The following is a 2,791-nucleotide window of genomic DNA, read 5'->3' on the forward strand; positions in this document are numbered from 1 at the left end:
TGTTCGGTGCTAGACTGATATTTGAGTAAGCCAGACAGGAGCCAGAAAAAGATATTTATCAGAAAAGTCATGAGCAAGCTAGAGGTTTAAAGACTGAGCGGGTTCCAATTATTTTTATTCATAAATATTTTACACAATTCATACCAGGTAAGCAAGAGAGCTACGCCACTACTACCGAATCATTACCTATACTTCAACTGGCTATGGTCGGCAAAGTCCGCAAGCAAATTTATATCTTTGTCTTTCATAACTAGCCTATACTCAACGGATTTAGTATTAAGTACCTAAGCAAAATTAATTACACATATCTAACCACCTCTTGCCTCTTGCCCCTTGCCTCTTGCCTATCTTCACTAGGAAATTAATTTTGCACGACTACTTACTCCTAATGAAGAACTATTTTTCAGCCGAGGGAAACCAATTATCATCTAATATTTGTTCTAGGGATATATGAGCGTCTGAATTGAGGTAAAAAAGCTGAGAAACTGATTTAATCGCCACTGGATAAACTTTATCATACATAGCCGCTAATTCTGGCCGTAAGCTGGGACTATCTTCTAAACGATGCTGAATTTGGGCGCGAAAATTGACTATTTCTGCCGCCCAATGATTACCTGACCGTTTTTTTTCTTCTTGCCAATAAGCCAGCTTTAAAAGATGTTCGATAAGACGGGTTAACAGACTCATTAAAGCTCGTCTATCACTTTTCCCCATACTCTCGATTTCTTCAATTAAATTATCCCAATCTACCTGCTCAAAATTGCGCTCTCGTAACTGTTTTACCGTCTCTTTTAGCCATTGATTATAATCAGTTTCGTAGGCAGTTGACGACATAAGACCTCTTGTAAAAATCAAAAATTGTTGTTGGGGTTAGGAGTCAGTAGCCAGTAGTCAGGAGTCAGGAGAATTAAGAATGAATAATAATTCATTAAATGGTCTATTTACATATTTTATGCAATTTAATCCTTATTTTTGCCGTTTTTGAACCCTGAAAAATTAATTATGCAACAGGTTTATAATTTAACTCTCCATAGAAAATTACTTAAATGGCTTTCTAAGTAGGTAGGTGTTAAAAGTTCTCAGAAACCCCCCTTATCAAGGGGGGCAGGGGGGATCGAACCCACAATCCATAATTTAATTATAACCAGCTACTTATCTAGGGTTGGCTGAATAAATCTACTTTTCTGGCACAGGAGAATTAGGGTCAGTAAATTCTAGCAAATATACTCCATCCCCGTCTATTAAGAAATATTACAAGAAACATGAGTAGATTAAGAAAGGTTAATGGGTGTATCCATTGATAGATAGGGGTTTTCGGCTATTGTAGTAGATATCTATGGGGGAAATCCAGATATATTCTAGAACGCGAGGTGTGGAACCTAACGCGATTGCCCATAAAAATGCCAGGTTTTTGAACGTGGACTCGTTGAACCAAGAATCCCGAAGCGCTGGGGTGGGAGTATCAATCGGATTCTCTCAAGAAACCCGCTTTCTGACTTGTAGTAAGATTGAGGGCATAGTATGGCAATTTCGTAGGCGATGAAGGCAGCGGCAGTTATTGAGCAGTACAAAAACGGGCGGCGGGATTTCCGGGGGGAATCCTTGCGGGGTGGTAACTTTCGCGGCGCGGACTTAGCGGGGGCGGATTTCAGTGGTTGTGATATACGCGGGGCAAATTTTAGTCGGGCGAATTTGACGGGGGTGAAGTTTGCTGGGGCGAAGGCGGGATTACCGAAGCGGTGGCTGGTGATTTTGCTGGGGTTGGCTTTGGTGTTAATTGTGGTTTCGAGTTTTTTTTCCTCCGCAGCCGCTTATCTGGTGGGCTTAATTTTTGATTCATCCAGTACAGAAAATCAAGTTGCTGGTTGGTCAATCTTAATTCTTCTCATCTGTTTTTGCGCTGTCACTTGGCGTAAAAATATTTTGGCCGGAGCCCTAGCCGTAGCCCTAGCCGTAGTCTTCGCCGTAGCCCTAGCCGTAGCCGTAGCCCTAGCCCTAGCCGTAGCCGGAGCCCTAGCCGTAGCCCTAGCCGTAGCCGGAGCCGGAGCCGGAGCCGTAGCCGTAGCCCTAGCCGTAGCCGGAGCCGGAGCCGGAGCCGGAGCCGTAGCCGGAGCCGGAGCCGGAGCCGTAGCCGTAGCCGTAGCCGTAGCCAGAGCCGTAGCCGGAGCCGTAGCCGTAGCCGTAGCCGTAGCCAGAGCCGTAGCCGGAGCCGTAGCCGGAGCCGGAGCCGGAGCCTTGACATTACTTTTCTGTTGGCTCGGTTGGTTGACCCTTAAACAAGAACACCGCGATCCTTGGTTGCGTAAAATTGTGATAGCCTTTGCTGCTATTGGTGGCACATCCTTTTTTCAAGCCAATTTAACCGAGGCGGATTTTACAGGAGCCACCTTAAAAAGTACCAATTTTAATCAGGCAATCTTGAATAAAACAATTTTTAAACAAGCAATTAAATTGGAATTAGCCCGCCCCGGCAATACCTTATTAGCCAATCCCCGGGTTAGGGAATTTCTGATTGATTCCCGCACCGGAAGCGGAAAAGACTTTGCCCAAGCCAATTTACGGGGGGCATACCTGGAGGGGGCAAACCTGCAAGCTGCCAACTTGCGCCTAGCGAATATCAGTGAAGCCAGCTTGCAATACGCCAACCTTGCGGGGGCAAACCTCACCCCTCACCGGGAGCATCTCACTTATGCAATGAGTATTAATACTTATAGCAGTCAAAAACTAGAAAATCTTCAACTTGATCACAAAGAGAAATGAGATTATAATAGTTATAACTTACAATTCAGAA

The 2,791-nt window shown here is 44.6% G+C and carries 1 protein-coding gene and 1 pseudogene; one reads left to right on the forward strand and one right to left on the reverse strand.

Going from position 1 to position 2,791, the window contains the following annotated elements:
• Window positions 1–396: 396 nt before the first annotated feature.
• Window positions 397–834: a DUF29 domain-containing protein gene (locus EWV66_RS05300; RefSeq protein ID WP_052276754.1), complete on the reverse strand. Its 438-nt coding sequence runs from the start codon at window positions 832–834 to the stop codon at window positions 397–399.
• 705 nt (window positions 835–1,539) lie between these two features.
• Between EWV66_RS05300 and EWV66_RS05305 the strand changes: the two are divergent.
• Window positions 1,540–2,667 (forward strand): annotated as a pseudogene (locus tag EWV66_RS05305) (pentapeptide repeat-containing protein); the annotation flags it as partial.
• Between the last annotated feature and the right edge of the window lie 124 nt (window positions 2,668–2,791).

The organism is Microcystis sp. M_OC_Ca_00000000_C217Col (genome assembly GCF_007095585.1).
In the GTDB taxonomy this organism is placed as follows: Bacteria; Cyanobacteriota; Cyanobacteriia; order Cyanobacteriales; family Microcystaceae; genus Microcystis; species Microcystis panniformis.